Source organism: Achromobacter sp. E1 (assembly GCF_037039475.1).
Taxonomy (GTDB): Bacteria; Pseudomonadota; Gammaproteobacteria; order Burkholderiales; family Burkholderiaceae_B; genus Achromobacter; species Achromobacter mucicolens.
This window is the reverse complement of record NZ_CP146253.1, coordinates 1,020,776-1,038,718: the sequence shown is the minus strand read 5'-3', so window position 1 is coordinate 1,038,718 and position 17,943 is coordinate 1,020,776. Positions and strand designations below refer to the sequence as shown.

The 17,943-nt window shown below is 65.8% G+C and carries 17 protein-coding genes; 5 read left to right on the top strand and 12 right to left on the bottom strand.

Translation table 11 applies throughout. The features are described from left to right. Positions 1 to 31 precede the first annotated feature (31 nt). Both V6V88_RS04720 and V6V88_RS04715 read right to left on the bottom strand, forming a co-directional pair. A complete protein-coding gene (locus V6V88_RS04720; protein ID WP_142050730.1) occupies positions 32 to 1,087 on the bottom strand; it encodes a cytochrome d ubiquinol oxidase subunit II in 1,056 nt (351 codons plus the stop codon). Next, positions 1,084 to 2,427 carry a cytochrome ubiquinol oxidase subunit I gene (locus V6V88_RS04715; protein WP_338618151.1) on the bottom strand — a complete coding sequence of 448 codons (1,344 nt, stop codon included), beginning with the start codon at positions 2,425 to 2,427 and terminating at the stop codon, positions 1,084 to 1,086. Before V6V88_RS04715 ends, V6V88_RS04720 begins: the two co-directional genes overlap by 4 nt. Before the next feature lie 136 nt (positions 2,428 to 2,563). Between V6V88_RS04715 and V6V88_RS04710 the strand changes: the two genes are divergently transcribed. The 4 genes from V6V88_RS04710 to minE all read left to right on the top strand — a co-directional run bounded on the left by V6V88_RS04710 (position 2,564) and on the right by minE (position 6,649). Continuing rightward, on the top strand, positions 2,564 to 4,330 hold the full coding sequence (locus V6V88_RS04710) for a glutamine--tRNA ligase/YqeY domain fusion protein (RefSeq protein WP_128830049.1): 1,767 nt from the start codon (positions 2,564 to 2,566) through the stop codon (positions 4,328 to 4,330). A gap of 161 nt (positions 4,331 to 4,491) precedes the next feature. Beyond that, a complete protein-coding gene (gene minC, locus V6V88_RS04705; RefSeq protein ID WP_280003544.1) occupies positions 4,492 to 5,430 on the top strand; it encodes a septum site-determining protein MinC in 939 nt (312 codons plus the stop codon). Between the two features lie 142 nt (positions 5,431 to 5,572). After that, positions 5,573 to 6,388 carry a septum site-determining protein MinD gene (minD, locus tag V6V88_RS04700; RefSeq protein ID WP_338618150.1) on the top strand — a complete coding sequence of 272 codons (816 nt, stop codon included), beginning with the start codon at positions 5,573 to 5,575 and terminating at the stop codon, positions 6,386 to 6,388. A 3-nt stretch (positions 6,389 to 6,391) separates the two neighbouring features. Beyond that, entirely contained in the window at positions 6,392 to 6,649 is a 258-nt protein-coding gene (gene minE / locus V6V88_RS04695) for a cell division topological specificity factor MinE (RefSeq protein WP_006217654.1), read from the top strand. Positions 6,650 to 6,737: 88 nt separating this feature from the next. Here minE and V6V88_RS04690 read toward each other — a convergent pair whose 3' ends face one another. From V6V88_RS04690 to V6V88_RS04675, 4 genes are all read right to left on the bottom strand, one after another. Beyond that, positions 6,738 to 6,962 carry a glycine zipper 2TM domain-containing protein gene (locus V6V88_RS04690; protein ID WP_056321146.1) on the bottom strand — a complete coding sequence of 75 codons (225 nt, stop codon included), beginning with the start codon at positions 6,960 to 6,962 and terminating at the stop codon, positions 6,738 to 6,740. A 192-nt stretch (positions 6,963 to 7,154) separates the two neighbouring features. After that, the gene (locus V6V88_RS04685; protein ID WP_338618149.1) at positions 7,155 to 7,688 is read right to left on the bottom strand and encodes an isochorismatase family protein; all 534 of its coding nucleotides are present in this window, start codon (positions 7,686 to 7,688) and stop codon (positions 7,155 to 7,157) included. Between the two features lie 324 nt (positions 7,689 to 8,012). Further along, a complete protein-coding gene (ettA, locus tag V6V88_RS04680; RefSeq protein ID WP_056321139.1) occupies positions 8,013 to 9,686 on the bottom strand; it encodes an energy-dependent translational throttle protein EttA in 1,674 nt (557 codons plus the stop codon). 92 nt (positions 9,687 to 9,778) lie between these two features. After that, positions 9,779 to 10,699 (bottom strand): DMT family transporter, encoded by a 921-nt coding sequence (locus V6V88_RS04675; RefSeq protein ID WP_062840341.1) that lies wholly within the window; start codon positions 10,697 to 10,699, stop codon positions 9,779 to 9,781. Between the two features lie 220 nt (positions 10,700 to 10,919). Here V6V88_RS04675 and V6V88_RS04670 point away from each other — a divergent pair, with 220 nt between their 5' ends. Continuing rightward, a complete protein-coding gene (locus V6V88_RS04670) occupies positions 10,920 to 11,438 on the top strand; it encodes a hypothetical protein (RefSeq protein ID WP_056321133.1) in 519 nt (172 codons plus the stop codon). Positions 11,439 to 11,489: 51 nt separating this feature from the next. On the opposite strand, the gene V6V88_RS04665 is transcribed toward V6V88_RS04670, so the two are convergent. From V6V88_RS04665 to V6V88_RS04640, 6 genes are all read right to left on the bottom strand, one after another. After that, positions 11,490 to 12,485: a dipeptide ABC transporter ATP-binding protein gene (locus V6V88_RS04665; protein WP_062840340.1), complete on the bottom strand. Its 996-nt coding sequence runs from the start codon at positions 12,483 to 12,485 to the stop codon at positions 11,490 to 11,492. Further along, positions 12,482 to 13,468: an ABC transporter ATP-binding protein gene (locus V6V88_RS04660; protein WP_062840339.1), complete on the bottom strand. Its 987-nt coding sequence runs from the start codon at positions 13,466 to 13,468 to the stop codon at positions 12,482 to 12,484. The genes V6V88_RS04665 and V6V88_RS04660 overlap by 4 nt, the downstream gene beginning before the upstream one ends. A gap of 8 nt (positions 13,469 to 13,476) precedes the next feature. Then, complete coding sequence (locus tag V6V88_RS04655) at positions 13,477 to 14,391, bottom strand: ABC transporter permease (protein WP_062840338.1); 915 nt, start codon at positions 14,389 to 14,391, stop codon at positions 13,477 to 13,479. Further along, positions 14,391 to 15,380 carry an ABC transporter permease gene (locus V6V88_RS04650; RefSeq protein WP_008158681.1) on the bottom strand — a complete coding sequence of 330 codons (990 nt, stop codon included), beginning with the start codon at positions 15,378 to 15,380 and terminating at the stop codon, positions 14,391 to 14,393. The genes V6V88_RS04655 and V6V88_RS04650 overlap by 1 nt, the downstream gene beginning before the upstream one ends. A 58-nt stretch (positions 15,381 to 15,438) precedes the next feature. Then, positions 15,439 to 17,010, bottom strand: a complete 1,572-nt coding sequence (locus tag V6V88_RS04645) for an ABC transporter substrate-binding protein (RefSeq protein WP_062840337.1) — start codon at positions 17,008 to 17,010, stop codon at positions 15,439 to 15,441. A 187-nt stretch (positions 17,011 to 17,197) separates the two neighbouring features. After that, positions 17,198 to 17,695: a MarR family winged helix-turn-helix transcriptional regulator gene (locus V6V88_RS04640; protein ID WP_056322688.1), complete on the bottom strand. Its 498-nt coding sequence runs from the start codon at positions 17,693 to 17,695 to the stop codon at positions 17,198 to 17,200. Between the last annotated feature and the right edge of the window lie 248 nt (positions 17,696 to 17,943).

Here is a 17,943-nt window from a genome sequence, read left to right as displayed (position 1 = left end):
TTTGCGGCATGGCGCCCGGCCCGCAAGACCCTCAATAAGAAGGCGGCGGCAGCAGCGGCACGCGGCGGCGTTCCTTGCCGAACACGGACCGGTACGCCAGGATGTTGAACACCAGCACCACCGGAATCCCCACCACGGCGCCGGCCATCACGAGCCGCATCGAGCCCAGCGCGCCCGCACCGTCCCACAGCGTCATGTCGTCCAGGATCAGGTACGGGAACAGGCTGTAGGCCAGCCCGCTCAGCATCAGCAGGAACAGCGCGACCGTCAGCACGAACGGCAGCCAGCTGAAGCGGTCGGCGCGGCCCGGCAGCCGCGCCAGCAGCATTTCCGCGGCCACGAAACCGGCCAGCATCAGCACCCACACCGACGCCGCGAGGCTCAGGTGCGCGATGTTGCTCCATTTATAGAAGATGCCGGCATTGGCCAGGCCCAGGGTGACCGCGATCGACACCATGCCCACGGCGGTCCAGCGGATCGCGTGGCGCGCCCAGTTGGCCGCGCGGCGCTGCAGGTCGCCATCGACGCGCATGACCAGCCACGCGGCGCCCAGCAGCACGTAGGCCGCCACCGCGCACAGGCCCACGAACATCGCGAACCAGCCATAGCCCGCATCGGACTGGTAGCCCGTGGCAATGCGGCCAAGCAGCACGCCCTGGCCAAAGGCGGTGATGAGCGAGCCCGCCCAGAAAGCGAAGATCCAGCGCGGCTTCAATTCGTTGCGGGCGCGGATGCGGAATTCGAACGCAACGCTGCGCAGCACCACCCCCAGCACCATGAGCGTCAGCGGTCCGTAGAGTTTGCCCAGCACGGCGCCCCAGGCAAACGGAAACGCCGCCGCGAACAACCCCATGCCCAGCAGCAGCCAGAATTCATTGGCGTCGCGCCACGGGCTGAGCAGGCTCATCATGCGGCCGCGCTCGTGCTCCGGCGCGATCTGCAGCAGGATGCCCACGCCGAGGTCGAAGCCGTCCAGGACCATGCCCGCGGCAATCACGACGAACAGCAGCGCCATGAAGGCGAGCGGCATCCAGAAAGAAGGATCGTCGGGGCTCAGGCCTTGGGAGGCCGCCAGCATGGCGATCATGGCGCACCTCCGCTCAGCTTGCGCACCGGCACGACGCCGTAGCGCGCGGCATGGAACAGCATGCCGGCGAACGCGGCGAGCAGCAGCGCGTACAAGACCCCGTAACCGGCCAGGCCATACAGCACGGTGCTCGACGGCATGGAACCCAGGACCTCGGATTGCGTGACCGTGCCGTTCACGACGAAGGGCTGCAGTCCGATGATGGACACCCACCAGCCCGCGACGACGGCGATACCGCCGGAAAACATCATGCCGCACAGGACCCGCTGCCACCACGGCGGCAGGGCCGACGCGTCCAGGCCGCGGCGGAAGGTCCACAGGAAGGTCACGCAGGCCACGGCCAGCATCAGCAGGCCCAGGCCCACGGCCACGCGCACCGACCAGAAGGTCACGGCCACCGGGGGCAGCATCCCCGAATACTTGTCCAGGCCCTGATAGGTGCCGTCCGCATTGCGGTGCAGCCACATGCCGCCCGCATTGTTGAAGGTAAGGTCGCCGACATTGACGTGCGCCCGGGCGTCCGGCCAGCCGAACAGCACCAGTTGCGGCACGGGACCGCTCTGCCAGAAGCCCGCCGCGGCGGCGGCCTTGGCCGGTTGCAGCTTGGCCATCAGCTGGCCCGCGCCGGTTGCGACCGGCACTTGCAGGAAGGCGGCCACCACGGCCACCACCAGCGCCGTCTTGAACGCGCTGCGCTCGCCCTCGCCCAGCGGCCGGCGCAACGCCTGCAGCGCGGTCACGCCCATCATCAGGAACGAGGCGGCCAGCGCCGCGCCGACCATCACCACGGCCAGGCGCCAGCCGACCGAGGGATTGAGCACCACTTTCATCCAGTCATAGACCTGATAGCGGCCGTCGACCAGCAGCGCGCCATCGGGCGTCTGCATCCAGGATTGCAGGGCCAGCACCCAGAACACGGCCACGACCTGCCCCACCGCCACCATCAGGACGGCCAGCGTGTGCGCGCCATCGGACACGCGGCGCTGGCCGAACAGCATGACGCCCAGGAAACAGGATTTGAGAATGAAGACCGACAGGATGCCGTAGCCCAGCAGCGGACCGGCCACGTTGCCGATCTTGTCCATCAGCCCCGCCCACAGGCTGCCGATCTGGATCAGGACGGGCACGCTGGCGGCCAGCGTCAGCACGAAAGACAGGGCGAAGATGCGGACCCAGAAGCGGTAGGCCCCCGTCCAGCCGCCATGGCTGGACCACCGCGCGCGGATCTTGAAGAACAGCAGCACCCAGGCCAGGGCCAGGGAGACGGCGAGAAACAGCGCCAGGAAGCTAAGACTGGCCACGAACTGCGCCCGGGCCAGGGATAGGGTCGAGATATCCATAATGGCCCGTAGTGTAGAGCCAGTTACACGACTACGGGGGCGGATTGAAACCGGTTGCAGGCGTGACGAAAAGGGGCGCGGTGCGGAACGTGGCAAAATTGACGCTTTGTCGCTGCTTTTTCCTATTCTTTCAAGAATGACCTCCGCCACGACGCCGACCCCCGCCGCATCAAACTTCCTGCTCAACATCGTCCAAGACGACCTCGAAGCCAACCGCTTCCAGGGCAAGCGCTGGGCGGGCAAGCCTGGCCCGGCGGCCTTGCAGCAGCAGGGGGAAGCGGACCCGGCCCGCATCCGCACGCGCTTTCCGCCGGAGCCCAACGGCTACCTGCACATCGGCCACGCCAAGAGCATCTGCGTGAACTTCGGCCTGGCGCGCGACTTCGGCGGCGTCTGCCACCTGCGCTTTGACGACACCAACCCCGAGAAGGAAGACCAGGAATACGTCGACGCCATCATCGAGGCCGTCCACTGGCTGGGCTTCGACTGGAAGGCCGACGGCCGCGAGAACCTGTATTTCGCCAGCGACTACTTCGGCTATATGTATGAGTTCGCCGAAGCCCTGGTCGAAGCCGGCCATGCCTACGTCGACGAGCAAAGCGCCGACGAGATCCGCGCCAATCGCGGCACCCTGACCGAACCCGGCACGGATTCGCCCTGGCGCAACCGCCCGGCCGCCGAGTCCATCGCGCTGTTGCGCGAGATGCGCGACGGCAAGCATCCGGACGGCAGCCTGGTGCTGCGCGCGAAGATCAACATGGCTTCGCCCAACATCAACCTGCGCGACCCGGTCATGTATCGCGTCCGCCACGCCACGCACCACCGCACCGGCGACCAGTGGTGCATCTACCCGATGTACAGCTGGGCGCACCCGGTGGAAGACGCGCTGGAAGGCATCACGCACAGCGTCTGCACCCTGGAATTCGAAGACCAGCGTCCGTTCTACGACTGGATCCTGGCGCGCCTGGCCGAACTGGGCAAGCTGGCCCAGCCGCTGCCGCATCAATACGAATTCGCCCGCCTGAACCTGAGCTACGTCGTCACCAGCAAGCGCAAGCTGCTGCAACTGGTGAAGGAAGGCCACGTGGACGGCTGGGACGATCCGCGCATGCCCACCATCTTCGGCCTGCGCCGCCGCGGCTACACGCCCGCGTCGATCCGCCTGTTCTGCGACCGCACCGCGGTGTCCAAGTCCGACTCGCGCATCGACTACAGCCTGCTGGAGCAGGCCGTGCGCGACGATCTGGACCCCATCGCCCCGCGTTCGGTCGCCGTGCTGGACCCGATCAAGCTGGTCATCACCAACTACCCCGAAGGCCAGACCGAGACCTGCACCGCGCCGCGCAATCCGCATGACCCCGAGGCCGGCGTGCGTGAATTCCCGCTGTCGCGCGAACTGTGGATCGAACGCGACGACTTCCGCGAGGAAGCGCCCAAGAAGTATTTCCGCCTGTTCCCGGGCAACACCGTGCGCCTGAAGTACGGCTACGTCGTGCGCTGCACCGGCTTTACCAAGAACGAAGCCGGCGAGGTCGTCGAAGTGCAGGCCGAATACCTGCCCGACACCAAGAGCGGCACGCCGGGCGCGGACAGCGTCAAGGTCAAGGGCAACATCACGTGGGTGAGCGCGGCGCACGCGGTGCCTGCCCAGATTCACCTGTACGACCGCCTCTTTGCCGATCCGCGTCCGGACGGCGGCGACAAGGACTTCCTGGCCTGCCTGAACCCCAACTCCAAGCAGACCGTCACGGCCTGGCTGGAGCCCGGCACCGTGGCCACGCCCGGCGCCACCTGGCAATTCGAGCGCCTGGGCTATTTCACGGCCGACCTGAAGGACTCGACGCCTGACGCGCCGGTGCTCAACCGCATCGTGACCCTGCGCGATTCCTGGGCCCAGGGTTGACGCGCCCACGCGCGCAATACCGGGAAAAGGCGCCTTTGCGGCGCCTTTTTCTTTCGCCGTGCGCCCGGCGCAGGCCGTCCCGGGCGGGTTATCATCCCCGACATCCCGCAGCCGGTCGAGGACGCCGTTTTCCGGCGTCCAGACCGCCAGCCAAAATCAAGATGAACACTGAATCGCTAGCCCTGGACTTCAAGAGCGCCACCCTTTATGCCATCCGGGTGGTTTTGCATAGTGCCGATCCCGAACGCCTGAACGCTGCGCTCGCCAAACGCATGGCCGATGCCGGCAGCTTCTTTGAAAACGAGCCCGTCGTCATCGACGCCAGCCGCGTCGAGGAAAAGATCGATTGGACGGCATTGGTGACGGCGCTGCGCGGCCACAACCTGCCCCCGATCGGCGTGGTGGCCGAAGGCGCCAACCTGCAGGCCGCGCGCGAAGCCGGCCTGACGCCCGTCGAACTGTCCACGCCGGCAGCGCGCCCCGCCCCCGTGGTGGACACCGCGCCGCCCAACGACGTCGCCACGCCGGTGCCGTCCGTGCCGGCGGCCGCGGTCGAAATCGCGCCCGCACCCACCGACACCTCGGCCCAGGCCGCGCCGGCGCCTGCGTCCGATGCGGCCGCGCAAGACAAGCCCGCGGCCGATGAAGCCGCCGATGCGCAGGCTGCCGCCCCCGCCGCAGCGGCCGATGCGGATCCCCTGCCCGCCCGCGCCGCCAGCAGCACCACGTCCGCGTCCAGCCCGACGGCCGCGGCGCCGCACTCGTCTTCGGCGCTGGTGATCACGCGCCCGCTGCGTTCGGGGCAACGCGTCTATGCCCGCCACACGGACCTGGTGGTGATCGGCATGGTCAGCCAGGGCGCCGAGGTCATCGCCGACGGCAACGTGCACGTCTACGGTCCGCTGCGCGGCAAGGCCATGGCCGGCGCGCGCGGCGATACGTCGGCGCGCATCTTCACGACGCATCTGGATGCGGAACTGCTGGCAGTGGCGGGCGTGTATCGCGTGGTCGAGGACAAGCTCGACCGCACGCTGCAGAATCAGCCCGCGCTGGTCCGGCTGGATGGCGACACGCTGCGCATCGAAGCGCTGAAGGCCTGATGCCGCGCGCTGTGTGCGGCATCCTGCGAGACGGCGGTCCGGCAGCGGCCCGCTCAAATCTCAACACATCCTGTAAGAAGCCTTACACGGGCTTTTTGCTTTACGATAACGCGATTTATTCGAACATAAGGGTTTGATCGTCATGACACGCATTGTTGTGGTGACTTCCGGCAAAGGCGGCGTGGGCAAAACCACGACGAGCGCCAGTTTTTCCGCGGGCCTCGCGATGCGGGGCCACAAGACCGCTGTCATCGACTTCGACGTCGGCCTGCGCAACCTCGACCTGATCATGGGTTGCGAGCGTCGCGTGGTGTATGACTTCGTCAATGTGATCCAGGGCGAGGCGACCCTCAAGCAAGCGCTCATCAAGGACAAGCAGCTCGAAAACCTTTTCATCCTGCCGGCTTCGCAAACGCGCGACAAGGATGCGCTGACGCAGGAAGGCGTGGAAAAGGTCATCAACGACCTGAAGGACATGGGTTTCGACTACATCGTCTGCGACTCCCCCGCGGGCATCGAGACCGGCGCGCTGATGGCGGCCTACTTCGCGGACGACGCGCTGGTGGTCACCAACCCCGAAGTCTCGTCGGTGCGCGACTCCGACCGCATCCTGGGCATCCTGGCCGCCAAGTCCAAGCGCGCGGTCGAGGGTGACGAGCCGGTCAAGGAATACCTGCTGCTCACGCGCTACAACCCCAAGCGCGTGTCCGACGGCGAAATGCTGTCGCTGACCGACATCGAAGACATCCTGCGCATCAAGCTCATCGGTGTGATTCCCGAATCGGAAGCCGTGCTGCAGGCCTCGAACCAGGGCTTGCCGGCCATCCACCTGAAAGACACCGACGTCTCGGAAGCCTACAAGGATGTGGTCAGCCGTTACCTTGGCGAAGACAAGGCCCTGCGCTTTACCGACTACGAAAAGCCGGGTTTCCTGAAACGCCTGTTCGGAGGCAAGTAAGCGATGTCCTTCCTGTCGTTTCTGCTCGGTCAAAAGAAGACCTCCGCGTCCGTCGCCAAAGAACGGTTGCAGATCATCCTTGCCCACGAGCGTGGCCGCGGGGATTCCCCCGATTACCTGCCGCAACTCCAGCAGGAACTGATCGCGGTCATTTCCAAGTACGTGAAGATCAATCCTGAAGACATCAAGGTGCACCTGGAACGCCAGGACACGCTCGAGGTGTTGGAAGTGAAGATAGAAATGCCGCAGAACGAGACCTGACGTCTCTGCTGTGCGCCGGCCTTGCCGGCGCGCATTGCGCAAAAAAACGCCCGGCATTGCCGGGCGTTGCTTTTGGGGCGACGAAGGCTTAGCGCTTGCCCACCTGATCGCCGATCACACCGCCGATCGCCGCGCCGCCGACCGTGCCGAGCACGCCGCCGTTGGTGATGACGGCGCCCGCCACGCCGCCCAGTGCGGCGCCGCCCACGGTACTCTTCTGGCGATGGCTCATGCCATCCCACGATGAACAACCCGCCATGGTGGCAGCCAGCGCCACGGCGGCACAGATCTTGGAAAGCGATGCGATTTTCATGATGAAGCTCCTGTTCTTTTACCCGGGGCCGCACCGGTGAACCCAAACGCGAGCGCGCGGACCTTTTTGGGGTTAGGAGCCTTCAGGATCGCAAAATATCCGGGGACATGGTGTTAGGTTTGCCCAGGAATTGTGTCAAAGGGAGAGCAAATCGTTGCGCTCTCCTGGGGACGATGTTGCAGGCGCGGGCCGCTATTTGACCAGACGTAACACGTCGCGAAAGCGCGGGTGCTCGCAGGTTTCCATCCATTCGAAAATCGCCATTTCCGACGTGACGATTTCCGCGCCGTGCGCGCGGGCGCGGCGCATCGCGGCATGATGGTCCGACGGCTTGCGCGAGCCTGCCGCGTCCGCGACCAGCACGGCCTTGTAGCCCAGCTCCACGAGGCCGATGACGGTTTGCAGCACGCAGATGTGCGCCTCGCAGCCCGCCACCAGCACCGTGCGGCGCGAGGCCGGCAGCCAGCCGTCGAAACCCGGTTCCCGGGCTGACGAAAAGTGCATCTTCTGGAAGGTGGCCTGGACCAGTTCGCGCAACGGATCCACGGTCACGCCCAGCATCTTGCTGTGGTGCTCGGTGGCCACGACCGGCACATCAAGCAACCGCGCCGCCTGCGCCAGCTTGCGCGCGGCGTTGAGCACGGCATCGCCGTCGTGGATGACAGGCATCAGGCGGCCCTGCATGTCGACGATCAGCAGGGTGGAATCGGTGGCGGACAGCAGCATGGTGAAAGACTCCTGGGGGCAAGGCGTCAGCATAACGCTGTGGGGCGATGGCGTCGCGCGGGGCCGGTGTCTGATGGGCCGGTGTCTGACACCCTTGGGAGACGCACTTGGTATGACGCCGATCTCACCAGGGTGTCAGACACCTCGGAGGAGACACCTCAGACACCTCGGAGGATCTTTGACGCCAAAAAAAATCCCGGCGCTTGGCCGGGATGCTTGGCGTGTATTCCTACTGGCTGGTGTCTGACACCCTTGCGGCGGCGTCTTGAATTGACGGCTGTGCCACCTGGGTGTCAGACACCAGAGGAATCGGCTTTCGTCTATTTACTTCAGCGCCTTGTAGCGCAGGCGCTTGGGCTTGGCGCCCTCTTCGCCCAGGCGGCGCTTCTTGTCGGCTTCGTATTCCTGGTAGTTGCCGTCAAAGAACACGACTTGCGAATCGCCTTCGAACGCGAGGATGTGAGTGGCGATACGGTCCAGGAACCAGCGATCGTGGCTGATGACCATGACGCTGCCGGGGAATTCGAGCAGCGCGTCTTCCAGGGCGCGCAGCGTTTCGACGTCAAGGTCGTTGGACGGTTCGTCAAGCAAGAGGACGTTGCCGCCGGCGATCAGCGTCTTGGCCATGTGCAGGCGGCCGCGTTCGCCGCCCGAGAGCTGGCCCACGACCTTGTTCTGGTCGCCGCCCTTGAAGTTGAAGCGGCCCAGATAGGCGCGCGACGACATTTCGAACTTGCCCACGGTCAAGAGGTCGGCGCCGTCAGCCACCGCATCAAATACCGTCTTCTTGTCTTCCAGCGCGTCGCGCGACTGGTCGACGTACGCCAGCTTGACGGTCTGGCCGATCTTCACTTCGCCCGAATCCGGCTGCTCGCGGCCGGCGATCATGCGGAACAGCGTGGACTTACCGGCGCCGTTCGCGCCGATGATGCCCACGATGGCGCCCGGCGGCACCTTGAAGCTGAGATTGTCGATCAGCAGGCGGTCGCCGTAGGCCTTGCTGACGTTGTTGAACTCGATGACCTCGTTGCCCAGGCGCTCGCCCACGGGAATGAAGATTTCCTGGGTTTCGTTGCGCTTCTGGTATTCGTAGGAAGACAGTTCCTCGAAACGCGCCAGACGCGCCTTGGCCTTGGCCTGGCGGCCCTTCGGGTTCTGGCGCACCCACTCCAGTTCCTTCTTGATGGTCTTCTGGCGCGCGGATTCGGAGGACTCTTCCTGCTTGAGGCGGTCTTCCTTCTGTTCGAGCCACGAGCTGTAGTTGCCCTTCCAGGGGATGCCGTAGCCGCGGTCCAGTTCCAGGATCCATTCGGCCGCGTTGTCCAGGAAGTAGCGATCGTGGGTCACGCCGACGACAGTGCCAGGGAACTTGTGCAGGAATTGCTCCAGCCACTCCACGCTCTCGGCGTCCAAGTGGTTGGTGGGCTCGTCCAGCAGCAGCATGTCGGGCTTGGACAGCAGCAGGCGGCACAGGGCCACGCGGCGCTTTTCACCACCGGACAGCTTGCCGACGATGGCGTCCCAGGGCGGCAGGCGCAGTGCGTCGGCGGCGATTTCCATCTGGTGTTCGATGTCGTCCGCGCCGCTGGAAGCGGCGGCGGCGATGATGGCTTCGAGTTCGGCCTGTTCAGCGGCCAGCGCATCGAAATCGGCGTCGGGTTCCGCGTACGCGGCGTAGACCTCGTCCAGGCGCTTCTTGGCGGTGACGACAGCGCCCAGACCTTCCTCGACCGCCTGGCGGACGGTGTGCTCGGGATTGAGCTGCGGTTCCTGCGGCAGGTAACCGATGTTCAGGCCGGGCATGGGCACGGCTTCGCCTTCGATCTCGCGGTCGACGCCCGCCATGATCTTCAGCAGCGTCGACTTGCCCGAGCCGTTCAGGCCCAGCACGCCGATCTTGGCGCCAGGAAAAAACGAAAGCGAGATATCGCGCAGGATCTGCCGCTTGGGCGGCACGATCTTGCCGACGCGGTTCATGGTGTAGACGTATTGGGCCATGGGCTCGTAGGTGAGATATAGCTGAGAAACCGTTGATTGTAGGCCGGAACCCTGACCGGCGTGCGGCAGGCGTGATCCGGCCCCATGCCGCCTCAGCGGGTTTTTGCCGCGCGCCCCGGCATGCCCGGCGTGCGCATCTGCGCCAGCATCACGCCGGCCAGCGCCAGCGCGCCGCCGGCAATGTGAAAGAGATGCGGCTTTTCATCGAGGAACAGCGCCGCGATGGCCACCGTGAACACGGGCATGACGTTCAGGAAGATGCTGGCGCGGTTGGGCCCCAGGTGGCGCACGCCCTGCATCCACAGATACGGCGCGAACAGCGACGGGAACACCGCGGCATACAGCACCAGCGGCACGTTGGCCGCATTGAGCGGCGACGGCGCGGCCAGCAGGAAGGCGGGAAGCTGGAACAGGATGCCGAACGCGACCTGCACGTACAGCGACTGCCACGGCCCCACCGGCAGCGCCCAGCGCCGTAGCAGCACGCCGTACAGCGCATAGGCCAGGGCGCCCAGCCCCATCAGCACGTCGCCATGGTTGGCGCCTACCGACAGCAGCCGGGCCGGATCGCCCTCGCCGATCAGCAGCGCCAGCCCGGCCAGCGAGACCAGGCTGCCCAGCACGGCCATCGTCGAGGGCCGCTCACGCATGATGACCGCCATGACGGCGATGGTCATGAGCGGAATCATCGCGGTGATGAAACCCATGTTGGTGGCCGTGGTCGAGGCGGCCGCCACGTAGGCGAGGCCCTGGTACAGCGCCATGCCCAGTCCGCCCAGCACCGCGAACTTCGGCAGATGCGCCAGCACCTGGCGTCGCTGCGCCCAGACGCCAGGCAACGCAAAGGGGGTCAGCACGATGCCCGCCAGCGCCCAGCGGTAAAAGCCAATGGCGGCGGGCGCGATCACGCCGGCGGCCATCTTGGTCACGATCATGTTGACCGACCAGATCAGGGCGGCCAGCAGGGGAAACAGGAAAAAGCGGAGGGGAAGCTGCGGAGCGTCGGCGCGCATGTTTGAAACGGGAAGGCAGGAAGACGAAAGCCGGCCAGTGTAGGCCTCGTCCGGCTTGATGTATACGTCACCGATATGCCGCCGCCCCGGCACGCCATCCGGATACCGCACACGTTTCTTCGTAATCCAAGCGCCCGATGCAACGCAGCGCCGTTCGCGCGACAATAGCGCCTGACGTATCTGCCGTGCCGTCGCGGCTTCATCGCGCCCAGGAACCAACATGTCCGCCTCTGCCACTCCACCCGCTTCCTTGACCCATTTCAGCGCCCCCGAACTGGACATGCTGGCCAAGACCGCGGACGCCCTCAGCGCCTATCTGGGCAAGCCTGTGCTGGCGGAAGTGGTGCTGGGCGACGAAGGCACCGAATGGGTGACCTACGGCGTCCCAATGGACGAGAAAGCCGAGGCCGACGAGGAACAGACGCACGTGCAGATGGGCGGGCCGGGCGCGCGCCTGCTCGGCAACCGCGGAGGCCTGCCGCAGTCCGATGACGACACCTACGACTGCCTGTACCTGTGGGCGATCCAGATCTCGCTGAACGACGGCGAGCGCTTCATCAAGCTGGACCACGACGGCGAAGAGTCCGCCTGGTCCGACAACCTTGAGGAAGTGCTGCCTTTCGCCCTGACCGAGGAACCGCAGCCCGATCCGGACGAAGAAGACGAGGAAGAGGACGACGACGCGGACGACGAGGACGACGACACGCCCTACGACGACGTCCACAACCACCGCCATTGAGCGCGGCGCGCCGCAGCCCGGGCAGGCGCCCGGTCCGCGGCGGCGGCAGGATCACACCGTGATCCGGCCTTCCTCGACGGCGTGGCAGGCCACGATCGACACCCCCGCCAGCTTCGCGGCCGGCGCCTCGGCCTTGCATCGGTCGTTGGCGTGCGGGCAGCGCGGATGGAAGGTGCAGCCGGACGGCGGATTCAGGGGATTGGGCACCTCGCCCGCCACCGCCGTGCGAGGCTTGCCTGCGCCGTTGATGTCCGGAATCGCCTCGAGCAGCATCCGCGTGTAGGGATGCCGCGGCCGCGCAAAGAGTTCGTCGCGCGGCGCCACTTCCACCATGCGCCCCAGGTACATCACCCCCACGCGGTCGGCCACGTGGTGCACGACGGCCAGGTTGTGGGAAATGAACAGGTACGTCAGCCCCAGCTTGCGTTGCAGGTCCTTCATCAGGTTCAGCACCTGCGCCTGCACCGACACGTCCAGCGCCGACGTGGGCTCGTCGCACACCAGGAACTCCGGATTGACCGCCAGCGCCCGCGCAATCGAGATGCGCTGGCGCTGGCCGCCCGAGAACTGGTGCGGATAGCGGCCCTGGTCCGCCGGGTCCAGCCCCACCTGCCGGAGCAGATCGCCCACGCGCGCGACGCGCTCGTCTTGCGTCATCTGCGTGTGGGTCAGCATCGGCTCGGCGATGATGCGGCCCACGCGCCAGCGCGGATTCAGGCTGGCATAGGGATCCTGGAAGATCATCTGCAGGCGCTTGCGCAAGGCACGGCCGCCCGACTCGGACATGCGCGACAGCGGCTGGCCATCGAACTGGATGTCGCCGCGGGTCAGCCCGTACAGCCCCACCAGCATACGCGCGACCGTCGATTTTCCGCAGCCGGATTCGCCCACCAATGCGAGCGTCTCGCCGCGGGCGATGTCGAACGACACCCCGTCCACCGCGCGCAGCATCACTTTGGGCTTGCGCGCCAGCGTGCGCTCCAGCCAGGGCGGCGACACGTCGAACCAGCGTGCCGCGTCCTTTACTTGAACCAAGGGCGTGCTCATGCGGCCACCTCCAACGTATTGCCTTTGTCATGCAGCCAACAGGCCGCGCGCGACGTGCCCGCGGGCATCAGCTCGGGGCGGTCGTGCGCGCAGCGCGGCAGGCGCTGGCCGCAGCGCGGGTTGAACGCACAGCCCGGCGGAATGGCGTTCAGCCGCGGCATGCTGCCGTCGATCTGCACCAGCCGCTCGATATGGCCTTCGAGCGTGGGAATGGACCCCATGAGCCCCGCCGTGTAGGGGTGGCGCGGCTTGTGGATCACGTCGGCCACCGGCCCGATCTCGGCCACGCGGCCGGCGTACATCACCGCCACGCGGTCGGCGGTCTCGGCGATCACGCCCATGTCGTGCGTGATCAGCATGACGGCCGTGCCGTGCTCGCGGCACAGCCGCTTGAGCAGTTCGATGATCTGCGCCTGGATCGACACATCCAGCGCGGTGGTGGGTTCGTCGGCCACCACCAGCTTGGGCTCGGCGGCCAGGGCCAGCGCGATCACCACGCGCTGGCGCATGCCGCCGGAAAACTGGTGCGGGTAGTGGTCGATGCGCTCGCGCGCGGCGGGAATGCCGGTGGACGCCAGCAGTTCCACCGCGCGGTTGCGCGCCTGCGACCACGTCATGTCCAGATGCGTGACGATGGTTTCGGCCAACTGCCTGCCCACCGTGTACAGCGGGTTCAGGGAGGTCAGCGGGTCCTGGAATACCGCGCCGATCTCGCGGCCGCGCACGCGGCGCATCTGTTCGTCGGGCAGGTTGTCGATGCGCCGGCCCGCCAGCAGGATCTCGCCGGCGGCGATGCGGCCCGGCGGTTCGAGCAGGCCGATGATGGAAGCGCCGGTCAGCGATTTGCCGGCGCCGGATTCGCCCACCACGCCCAGGACTTCGCCGGCCTGGATGGAAAAGGACACATCGTCCAGGGCGCGTAGCGTGCCGCGGCGCGTGGGAAATTCCACGCGCAGGTTGCGGACTTCGAGTAATGCGCTCATGGTTACCCTCAGTTCAGACGCGGGTTGAGTGCGTCGCGCAGCCAGTCACCCAGCAGGTTGACCGACAGCACCAGCAGCACCAGCGCCGCGCCCGGGAAAATGGTGATCCACCACTCTCCGGAAAACAGGAAATCGTTGCCGATCCGGATCAGCGTGCCCAGCGACGGCGCGGTCGGCGGCACCCCCACCCCCAGGAACGACAGCGTCGCCTCGGTGATGATGGCGGTGGCCAGGTGCACCGTGGCCAGCACCAGCACCGGACCCAGCACGTTGGGCAGCACGTGGCGGAACATGATGACGGGCGAGGCCACGCCGATCACGCGCGCGGCCTGCACGTACTCGCGGTTCTTTTCGACCAGCGTCGAACCGCGCACCGTGCGGGCGTACTGCGGCCAGCCGGCCAGCGCGATGGCGCCGATCAGCACCGGGAAGGCGATGATCTCGTGCATCTCGCGCGGCACCGCCGCCCGCGCCACGCCGTCGATCAGGAGCGCGATCAGGATGGCGGGGAACGAAAGCTGCACGTCGGCGACACGCATGATGAAGGCGTCGATGCGGCCGCCGGCATAACCCGACACCAGCCCGAGCACGATGCCGATCAGCATGGACAGCAGCACCGAGGCCAGGCCGATCAGCAGCGACACGCGCGTGCCGTAGAGGATGGCCGAGTACAGGTCGCGGCCCTGGCTGTCGGTGCCCAGCAGGTACGTGGCCTGCCCGTTGGGTTCCCAGGCCGGCGGCAGCAGCGCGTCCAGCAGTTCGACCTTGGTCAGGTCGAACGGATTGTGCGGCGCGACCCAGCCGGCCCCGAAGGAGCCGATCAGGAGGGCCGCGAGCAGCAGGGTGGCCATGATGGCCACGGGCGCCCGGCGCCAGGCCCAGGCAATGTCGCTGTCCCACCAGCGTTTGAGTACGGCGCGCATCAGTGAGCCCCCCCGCCGCGAGTCAGCCCGGAACGCAGCCGCGGGTCCACGACGAAATACAGAAGATCGACGATCAGGTTGATGACCACGAACACCAGCGCGATCAGGCACAGGTACGCGGCCATCACCGGCACGTCGGCGAATTGGACGGCCTGGATGAAAAGCAGGCCCATGCCCGGCCACTGGAACACGGTCTCGGTCACGATGGCGAAGGCGATGATGCCGCCCAGCTGCAGGCCGGTGATGGTGATGACGGGCACCATCGTGTTCTTGAGCGCGTGGCCGAAGTGGATGGCGCGGCGCTTCAGGCCCCGGGCGCGCGCGAATTTGATGTAGTCCGAGCGCAGGACCTCCAGCATTTCGGAGCGCACCAGCCGCAGCACCAGCGTCATCTGGAAGAGCGACAGCGTGATGGACGGCAGGATGAGATGCTTCCAGCCCGTGGCGGTGAACAGGCCCGAGGTCCACCAGCCCAGGCTGACGGTATCGCCGCGCCCATAGCTGGGCAGCCAGCCCAGTTGCACGGAAAACACCAGGATCAGCAGGATGCCGATCAGGAAGGTCGGCAGCGACACACCCAGCAGCGACCCGGCCAGCAGCATCTGCGAGACCAGGCTGTTGCGCTTGAGCGCGGTGTACACGCCCAGCGGCACGCCCACGACCAGCGCCAGCAAGGCAGCCACCATCGACAGCTCAAGCGTGGCGGGCAGGCGGGATTTGAGCAGGGTGGAAACGGGTTCGCTCTGGCGCAGGGAGATGCCGAAATTGCCCTGCACGGCATTGGCCACGAAATGGCCGAATTGAACGATGGCCGGCTCGTTCAGGCCCAGGCGTTCACGCAGTTCGATGCGCTCGGCATCGGTGGCGTCCTGTCCCAGCATGATGGTGACAGGGTCGCCGACGTATTGAAAAAGCACGAAGGCCAGTAGCGCGACGGTGAGCATCACCGCTACGGCCTGCAACAGGCGACGCAGTATGAAAGCGAACATAGGCGGAAAAATGCAAGACGGCGGAACCGGGTAGGTCCCGCCGTCTGGTTAGCCTGGATCAGTCAACCTTGACCCAATCGGCAACGAGGCGGTTGTCGGCACGGTGGATGACCGTGACGTTCTTGCGCATGGCCCAGGGGATGACCTGGTCATGCAGCGGGATGTGCCCGAAGTCCTTGGCGTGCCCTTCCAGCACGGTGATGATGTCGGCGTCGCGCTTCTTCGGATCGGTCTCGGTCTTGATCCGGTCGATGATGACGTCCAGTTCCTTGTTGCTGTAGTTGCCCAGGTTGTACATGCCGTCCGCGCCCTCGCCCTTGGTGCGGATCAGGTTCTGCAGCGTGTACATGGCGTCGAACGTGGGCACGCCCCAGCCGAACAGATAGGCGCTGGTGTCGAACGACTGCACCTTCGGGAAGTAGGTGGACCGCGGCATGGCGTTCATGGTGGCCTTGACGCCGACCTTGGCCCACATGCCGACGACGGCCTGACAGATGGCTTCGTCGTTGATGTAGCGGTTGTTCGGGCAGTCCAGCGTGAAGTTGAGCGTGCCGTCGTAGCCGGCTTCCTTCAGCAGGGCGCGGGCCTTTTCGGGATCGTAGGGCACGCGCTTGTGCAGCGATTCGGCCCAGCCATGCACCTGCGGCGCGATCATCGTGCCGGTGGGCGCCGACAGGCCGCGCATCACGGCGCGCTTGATGGCGTCGACGTCGATGGCGCGGTACAGCGCTTCGCGCACGCGGACGTCCTGGAACGGGTTCTTGCCCTTGATGTTGGAGTACTGCAGCTCCGGACGCTTCTGGTCCAGGCCCAGGTAAATGGTGCGGTATTCGTTGCCCTCGACGACCTTCTGCGACTGGCGCAGGCGGTCCAGGTCTTGCGCGGCCGGATCCAGCACGAAGTCGATCTCGCCGGACAACAGCGCGGCGGTGCGCGTGGCGTTCTGCTTGATCGGCGTGAACACGACTTCGGTCACGTTGCCGACCTTGCCGGCCTTGTTCCACCAGTCCTTGTTTTCCTCGAAGACCGTGCGCACGTCGACTTCGCGGCTCTTGAGCTTGTAGGGACCGGTGCCGTTGGTGTTGCGCGCGCCGTAGGTTTCTTCCTTGTTGACGAAGTCCTGCGGCTTGGCGATGTTGTTCTTTTCGGACCAGGCCTTGTTCATGATGAACACGTTGGTCAGCTGGCGCAGCAGCACGGGGTTGGGCGCGGAGGTTTCGATCTCGACCGTCAGGTCGTCGATCTTGCGCGCTTCCTTGATGCCGGTGGTATAGGCCTTGTAGTTGGACGTGGGCGCCATGGCGCGGTGGATCGAGAACACCACGTCGTCGGCGGTGAACGCGGCGCCGTCATGGAACTTGACGTTGGGGCGCAGCTTGAAGCGATACAGCGTGGGCGACACCTGCTCCCATTCCGTGGCCAGACGCGGCGACACCTTGAAGGACTTGTCGTAGTCGACCAGCGGCTCGTAGATGTAGCTGTTGGCGGCGATCGTCATGCCCTCGTTTTGCGAGTGCGGATCGAACGTGAGGATGTCGCCCTGAGCGGCCCAGCGGAAGGTCTTGGCTTGCCCGATCGAGGGCACTGCCACGGCGGCGGCGATCGCGATAGCAATCAAAGTGCGGCGCATAAGTGTCAACTCCTGACAGTAGTCTGAATACCGGCGCGAGTGTGCCTACCAGCGAGACCCGCGTCAATTCAGGGTTTGTGCGTACCGGAGGGGGTTTTCAGAGAGAGCGGGAAATCAGGGACGCATAAGCATGTAACGAAATAATCGGACCGAACGATGTTCGAGTGCGTGCTTGCAACGGATGGCGTCATTCGTCGGTGTCGATGGGCAGTTCCAGCGGCACGTGCTCGGTCATCAGGACATCGAGCATTTCGATCAGCATCGCGGCCTTGGCTTCGCCGAAGGGCGCGAGCACCGCCTTTTGATGCTGCAAGGCCTGTTCGCACAGCCCGCCGATGAGGTTTGAGCCCTTGGCCGTGATGCAGACGCGCGTCTGGCGACGGTCTGCGCGTACGCCGGTGCGGGCCACCAGCCCGTCGGCCTCCATGCGCTGCACGACCTTGCTGAGCGTGGGCTGCTTGGTGATGGCCAGCACCGCCAGGCTGCCGATGGTTTCGCCGGCGCTGCCCTGAAGACTGGCCAGCACGCGCCATTCGGTCACGGACAACCCGGCAGCCTTGACCTGTTGATGGAATTCCGCCGAGATGCGCTGGCTGGCCTGCGCGAGCAGGTAGGCCAGGTAGCCGTCGACGAAGCGCGGGCCTGTTGCGGCCGCGCGCGTGCCGCGTGGCTTATCTGCCTGCATGTTGGTTTGCTCCCACGCACCCATTTCGAAGGCCCGCACCGTTGCCGAAAAGCGCATTGCACCACGACGGCGCAGCCGCGCGCCATGATGTACCGCAATGCTGTTGCGCAGCACAGGGTATACCCCAAATCGCAACCCGTTTTTGCACCATTGCAGCGCTCCGAAACCGTCAAAAAGCTAAAGGACAACCAGTATATACACCCTTGTTTTTGCGTGATATTTTTTAATTTCCATGAAATTTCATCTTT

What these genes read in the sequence shown, in the direction of transcription:
- V6V88_RS04640 (WP_056322688.1), bottom strand. Translation starts at nt 17,695, where the DNA reads ATGCAGGCAGATAAGCCACGCGGCACGCGCGCGGCCGCAACAGGCCCG.
- V6V88_RS04690 (WP_056321146.1), bottom strand. Translation starts at nt 6,962, where the DNA reads ATGAAAATCGCATCGCTTTCCAAGATCTGTGCCGCCGTGGCGCTGGCT.
- V6V88_RS04720 (WP_142050730.1), bottom strand. Translation starts at nt 1,087, where the DNA reads ATGATCGCCATGCTGGCGGCCTCCCAAGGCCTGAGCCCCGACGATCCT.
- V6V88_RS04715 (WP_338618151.1), bottom strand. Translation starts at nt 2,427, where the DNA reads ATGGATATCTCGACCCTATCCCTGGCCCGGGCGCAGTTCGTGGCCAGT.
- ettA (WP_056321139.1), bottom strand. Translation starts at nt 9,686, where the DNA reads ATGGCCCAATACGTCTACACCATGAACCGCGTCGGCAAGATCGTGCCG.
- V6V88_RS04650 (WP_008158681.1), bottom strand. Translation starts at nt 15,380, where the DNA reads ATGTTCGCTTTCATACTGCGTCGCCTGTTGCAGGCCGTAGCGGTGATG.
- minC (WP_280003544.1), top strand. Translation starts at nt 4,492, where the DNA reads ATGAACACTGAATCGCTAGCCCTGGACTTCAAGAGCGCCACCCTTTAT.
- V6V88_RS04665 (WP_062840340.1), bottom strand. Translation starts at nt 12,485, where the DNA reads ATGAGCACGCCCTTGGTTCAAGTAAAGGACGCGGCACGCTGGTTCGAC.
- V6V88_RS04675 (WP_062840341.1), bottom strand. Translation starts at nt 10,699, where the DNA reads ATGCGCGCCGACGCTCCGCAGCTTCCCCTCCGCTTTTTCCTGTTTCCC.
- minE (WP_006217654.1), top strand. Translation starts at nt 6,392, where the DNA reads ATGTCCTTCCTGTCGTTTCTGCTCGGTCAAAAGAAGACCTCCGCGTCC.
- V6V88_RS04670 (WP_056321133.1), top strand. Translation starts at nt 10,920, where the DNA reads ATGTCCGCCTCTGCCACTCCACCCGCTTCCTTGACCCATTTCAGCGCC.
- V6V88_RS04685 (WP_338618149.1), bottom strand. Translation starts at nt 7,688, where the DNA reads ATGCTGCTGTCCGCCACCGATTCCACCCTGCTGATCGTCGACATGCAG.
- V6V88_RS04660 (WP_062840339.1), bottom strand. Translation starts at nt 13,468, where the DNA reads ATGAGCGCATTACTCGAAGTCCGCAACCTGCGCGTGGAATTTCCCACG.
- V6V88_RS04710 (WP_128830049.1), top strand. Translation starts at nt 2,564, where the DNA reads ATGACCTCCGCCACGACGCCGACCCCCGCCGCATCAAACTTCCTGCTC.
- V6V88_RS04655 (WP_062840338.1), bottom strand. Translation starts at nt 14,391, where the DNA reads ATGCGCGCCGTACTCAAACGCTGGTGGGACAGCGACATTGCCTGGGCC.
- minD (WP_338618150.1), top strand. Translation starts at nt 5,573, where the DNA reads ATGACACGCATTGTTGTGGTGACTTCCGGCAAAGGCGGCGTGGGCAAA.
- V6V88_RS04645 (WP_062840337.1), bottom strand. Translation starts at nt 17,010, where the DNA reads ATGCGCCGCACTTTGATTGCTATCGCGATCGCCGCCGCCGTGGCAGTG.